Origin of the sequence: Saccharopolyspora sp., from assembly GCF_017434145.1 — a bacterium.
Classification (GTDB): domain Bacteria; phylum Actinomycetota; class Actinomycetes; order Mycobacteriales; family Pseudonocardiaceae; genus Saccharopolyspora_C; species Saccharopolyspora_C galaxeae.
This window is the reverse complement of sequence record NZ_JAFRFW010000864.1, coordinates 1-5,396: the sequence shown is the minus strand read 5'-3', so window position 1 is coordinate 5,396 and position 5,396 is coordinate 1. Positions and strand designations below refer to the sequence as shown.

Sequence of the window (5,396 nt, the reverse complement as noted above, 5' to 3'; positions counted from 1 at the left end):
TGATACGCCGGGACTGCACGAGCATTCGCCGGAGCGGTCCCCGGGCCGGAACGGATCGAGAACGAGGGATTTCCCCGGTGCTCGGCGAGCGCTGCTCATAACGTCGCGGCGAACACCCGGATTCCGGCGATTATCGCGTCGTCTTCGCCGCCACCCGAAAAAGGAGTGGCGAGCAGTCGGCGCGCACCGAAGAGGAGATCGCATGTCCACGCCCGGGTTCGATCCGGAAGCCGTCGATGAAATCGGATGCCCGGTCTGGATCAGCGAACTCGCCCCCGACGATCCGAACCACCTCGTGCACGTGGTCCGCGACCTCGAACCGGCGCGCGCGCTGGAACTGCTGGGGGCCGATCGGCAGTCGATCTCCTCTTGCGAACTGCCCGCCGAACGCCCCGACGAGCACACGTCGCTGCCCGGAGCCGCCATCGCGCCGCTGAACCCGACGGCGGTGCTGCTGGCCGGGCGAGTCGGCGACTGGACCTTCGTCTACGACGACCTCGGCCACACCCTCGGCTTCTTGAGGACCGCGGACCCGGACCTGGAAACCGCGCAAGTGCTCTCCGGCGAAGGCGCAGCAGCGGCGACCGGCTACGTCACGATCACCGGACAGGCCGGTTTCGTCTACGCGGTCGGCGGCGAGCTGCTCACCAACGCGAGCGCGGTGTTCGAGCTGAGCGATCTCCCCGAGGACGCCCCGGCCGAAGCGCGCGCCGCCTTCGAATCGGCGGGATCCTGCGATCCCGAGCTCGACGACTACCTCGGCATCCGCGCGGTCTGCGCGCTGGCGGGGCTGCCCTGCGGGCTGGAAGCCATCCGGGAGCTCCCGCTGCTGGTCGCACCGCTGGACTGAGGTGAACCGACCGCGTGGCGCGGATCAGAACTGGGTGCCGCACCAAGGCGGGCACGCCGTGGCGAACAGCGCGTCCGCGGGGGCCAGGGCCACGGGGTCGTGCACCTGGATGCGGTTCGCGGCGGCGAGGGTGGAAGGGGCTACCTCGCCCAGGTAGATCGAGCCGAGAGCGTCCGCGTCGAGCGTGATCTGTGCGGGTTCGTCGCAGGGCACGGCGTCGTCGGAGGTGATCCGGTAGTTGCCCGCGTTCTCCGGCAGCACCGCGTCCCGCACCTCGATGATCACCGGTTCGCCCGCGCCGTAAGTGCGCTCGGCCAGCGCGTGCGGCACATCCACCAGCCGCACCCACAGATCGTCGTCGACCCGGGTTACCTGGCAGGCGCGCGAATCCGCCAGCCACCAGGACAACGCCTCGTCCATCGGGCGGTCCGGGGCGATCACGTCGGTCACCAGGTCCAGGCCGAGCAGGAAGCGCCACAGCGAAGCCTCCGCGGCGGTGTCGGCCGCGTGCAGGTCGACGACCTTCGCGGTGATCGAGCCGTTGCCGAAGATGTGGTCGGTCTTCTCCGCCTCGTAGAGCACGAAACCGTCGTCGCCGTCCGGGCCGGAATGCACCGCGACGAACATGCCGCCGCCGTTGTCGACGGTGTCGGCCAGCCGCGTCGTCCACCAGCCCTCGCTGCGCGCCATCATCCCGTGCCGCGCATTTCCGATCCGCGCGTACGTCTCCGGCAGCAGCTTCTCCGCCGTCGCACCGTCGAGCAGGCGCACGTTGCCATCACCGGGCGCATCGGGGCGCAGGACCGCGTCTGCACGGCGCAGCGCCACCCGCTGGCTGCGGCTGGCCATGCCGTAGCCGAAGCGCGGGTAGATCGCGGTCTCCGAAGCGTGCAGCATCGCCAGCGGCTCCCCGCGCCGCTTGGTGTCCGTCAGCTGCGCGTCCATCAAGCCGCGCAGCAAGCCCCGACGAGTCCGGTCCGCGCGCACGCCGACACCGGTGACCGCGGCCGACGGCAGCACCGCACCGCCCGGCACCACCAGCGTGGAAGGCAACGACATCGCGGTGCCGCTGAGTTCGCCGTCGAGGAATGCGCCGAACACCCGCCCCGGCTCGTAGCGGGTGGAGGAACGCTGCCAGCGCTCCTCCGACGGGCGCTGGCCGTGCTGCAACGATGCGACGAACAGATCGAGCGCCGGGCGGAATTCGGAATCGGCCAGCGGCCGGACGTTGACCTCGCTCACCCCATGCATCTTGCCCGCGAGAAAGCGATCCGTCGAACGGATTTCCGGCTCAGCGCGGATAGCCGACCTCGTACACCCCGGAGGAATCGCGGACCGTCACCGGCACCGACTTGCGCTCGCCGCCAAGGTCGACCTGGCACTCGAAGCTGCTGCCCGGATCGGCGACCTGCCCCGCCGGGCAGCGCACCGATTGCACGGCGCCGAGACGGTAAGACGTGCGCAACGTCTGCTGCACGCCCTGCTGCACGCTCGTCGCGTCCAGCTCGGGACGCACCAGCAGCCCGGGCGAAACGAACCCGACGAACGCGACGGCCGCGGCCACCACCAGCAGCACCAGCGCGCCGATCAACCACGGCAACTTGCCGGAACGGCGCCGCGGTCCCGCGGGACCGGGGTCACCGCGGTAGCCGGTCGGCGGACGTTGCGCAGCTGTGCCCCGTTGCGGGGCACCGGGCGGGCCGTAGGGGCCGGTCATGAATACCTCCGGACGAAATGCTCAGGCGGGCGAGAACGGTGCGACCCCCGCAACACCGCGCCCGCGAATCCAATCACAGCGCCCGGACGCCGATGATCACACCGCCCCGGCGGCCACCACACCGCGCCGGATCGCGGTGACCGCCTTCGCCGCGGCCGAACCGACCGGGTCGGACTTGCCCGCGACCTTGGCGACCTGGTCCAGCAGGTCGATCACCTGGCGGCACCAGCGCACGAAATCACCGGCGGAAAGCTCGTGCCCGGTCGACGCGGCGGCGGTGAGCACCCGCTCCAGCGACTCGCCGCGGGCCCAGCGGAACACCGGCCACGCGAAGCCCGGGTCCGGTTCGCGGGTGCGGTCGAGCTTGTGCCTGCGCTCGTCGTCCTCCAGCTCGGCCCACAACCGCCACGTCGCGGCCAGCGCGTCGGACACGTCGCCGGATGGCACCGCGGGCGCCATCGGGCCTTCCCGCCGCGACTCGTAGACCAGCGAGGAGACCACCGCTGCCAGCTCCGGTGGCCCCAGCGAATCCCAGACGCCGACCCGCAGGCACTCCGCGGCCAGCAGATCCGACTCGCTGTAGAGGCGGGAGAGCCGGCGGCCGTGCTCGGTCACCGGCTTGTCCGGGTCGTCGACCGTCACGTAGTCGCGCTCGGACAGCAGCGCGATGATCCGGTCGAACGAGCGGGCCAGCGAATGCGTCGTGGTCGCGACCTTGCGGCGCAGGTTGTCGGTCTCGGAGCGGAGCCGCTCGTGCCGCTCGGCCCAGCGGGCGTGCTTCTCGCGGTCGTCGCAGCCGTGGCACGGGTGGGCCTTCAGCGCGCGGCGCAGGCTCGCCAGCTCCGCGTCGTCGCCCGAGTCGTCGCGCCGCTTGCCGCGCCCGCTGCGCGGGGCGATCCCGGTCTCGCGCAGCCCGGAAGCCAGGTCGCGGCGGGACTTCGGGGACCGGGTGTCGACGTGCTTGGGCAGCTTCATCCGGCCCAGCGCCTCCACCGGCGAGCTGAAGTCGGCCACCGACAACCGGCCCGACCAGCGGTCCTCGGTGAGCACCAGCGGGCGCGGCTCGCCCATCGGCTCCAGCCCGGGATCGATCACCACGGCCAGCCCGGCGCGGCGGCCGGACGGCACCTGGATCACGTCGCCCTTGCGCAGCTTCTCCACCGACTTCGCCGCCTCCGCGCGCCGCGACGCGCGGTTCTGCTTGGCCAGCGCCTTCTCCCGGTCGCTGATGCGGCGGCGCAGCGCGAAGTACTCGGCGAAGTCGCCGAGGTGGCACTCCATCGACTCGGCGTAGCCCTCCAGCGCTTCGGCGTTGCGCTCCACCCGGCGGGACATGCCGACCACCGAGCGGTCCGCCTGGAACTGCGCGAACGACTGCTCCAGCAGGTCCCGCGAGGCGTCCCGGCCGACGCGCTGCACCAGGTTCACCGCCATGTTGTAGCCGGGGCGGAACGACGAGCGCAGCGGGTACGTGCGGGTGGAAGCCAGCCCCGCGACCTGCTTCGGGTCCACGCCCGGCTGCCAGATCACGACCGCGTGGCCCTCCACGTCGATGCCGCGGCGGCCCGCCCGGCCGGTGAGCTGGGTGTACTCGCCGGGGGTGAGGTCGACGTGCGACTCGCCGTTGAACTTGACCAGCCGCTCCAGCACCACCGTGCGGGCGGGCATGTTGATGCCCAGCGCGAGGGTCTCGGTGGCGAACACGGCCTTGACCAGGCCGCGCACGAACAGCTCCTCGACGGTCTCCTTGAACGCGGGCAGCATGCCGGCGTGGTGGGCGGCGACACCGCGCTCCAGCGCGTCCCGCCACTCCCAGTAACCCAGCACCTCCAGGTCGGACTCCGGCAGCGAGGCGGTGTGCTCCTCGACCACCTCGCGGATCTCGTCCACCTCGTGCTCGGTGGTCAGCCGCAGGCCCGAGCGCACGCACTGGCTCACCGCGGCGTCGCAACCGGCGCGGCTGAAGATGAACACGATCGCGGGCAGCAGCCCGGCCGCGTCCAGGTTGGTCAGCACCTCCACCCGCGACGGGGTGAAGAACTTCGGCGGTTTCGGCCCCTTGCGCCGCCCCGGCGGGCCGCCGCGACCGCGGCCCGGCGGCATGTGCGTGCGGGCGAGTTCCTGGGTGTGCCGCAGCAGCCGCGGGTTCAGCTTCAGCTCGCGGTCCTCGGTCTCCCCGCCGAACAGGTCGAACATCCGCGAGCCCACCAGCATGTGCTGCCACAGCGGCACCGGGCGGTGCTCGTCGACCACGACGCGGGTGTCGCCGCGGACCTCGACCAGCCACTCGCCGAACTCCTCGGCGTTGCTGACCGTCGCCGACAGGCTCGCCAGCTGCACCTGCTGCGGCAGGTGCAGGATCACTTCCTCCCACACCGCGCCGCGGAACCGGTCGGCGAGGTAGTGCACCTCGTCCATCACCACGTAGCCGAGCTGGTCGATGCCCTGGGAACTCGCGTAGAGCATGTTCCGCAGCACCTCGGTGGTCATCACCACCACCTGCGCGTCCCCGTTGATCGAGGTGTCGCCGGTCAGCAGCCCGACCGCGCCGGTGCCGTGGCGCTCGCAGAGGTCGGCGTACTTCTGGTTGGACAGCGCCTTGATCGGGGTGGTGTAGAAGCAGCGGCGGCCCTCGGCCAGCGCCAGGTGCACGGCGAACTCCCCGACCACCGTCTTGCCCGCGCCGGTCGGCGCGCACACCAGCGCGCCGTGCCCGGACTCCAGGGCCTGGCAGGCGGTGCGCTGGAACGGGTCCAGGTCGAATGAGAGCTCACCGGCGAACTCCGCGAACTTCGGGTGCGCGCTGCGGTGCCGGTGCGCCGAGTACGA

The 5,396-nt window shown here is 71.7% G+C and carries 4 protein-coding genes; 1 reads left to right on the top strand and 3 read right to left on the bottom strand.

Annotated elements, in window-relative coordinates:
• Positions 1–202: 202 nt before the first annotated feature.
• Positions 203–850 (top strand): hypothetical protein, encoded by a 648-nt coding sequence (locus IJH84_RS23490; RefSeq protein WP_295149126.1) that lies wholly within the window; start codon positions 203–205, stop codon positions 848–850.
• Positions 851–874: 24 nt separating this feature from the next.
• On the opposite strand, the gene IJH84_RS23485 is transcribed toward IJH84_RS23490, so the two are convergent.
• From IJH84_RS23485 to IJH84_RS23475, 3 genes are all read right to left on the bottom strand, one after another.
• Positions 875–2,101, bottom strand: coding sequence for a GNAT family N-acetyltransferase (locus IJH84_RS23485; protein ID WP_295149123.1), 1,227 nt, complete (start codon positions 2,099–2,101; stop codon positions 875–877).
• Between the two features lie 40 nt (positions 2,102–2,141).
• Complete coding sequence (locus IJH84_RS23480; RefSeq protein ID WP_295149120.1) at positions 2,142–2,567, bottom strand: DUF4333 domain-containing protein; 426 nt, start codon at positions 2,565–2,567, stop codon at positions 2,142–2,144.
• 96 nt (positions 2,568–2,663) lie between these two features.
• Positions 2,664–5,396: DEAD/DEAH box helicase (locus IJH84_RS23475; RefSeq protein WP_295149117.1), on the bottom strand; the 2,733-nt coding region annotated here is incomplete at its 5' end.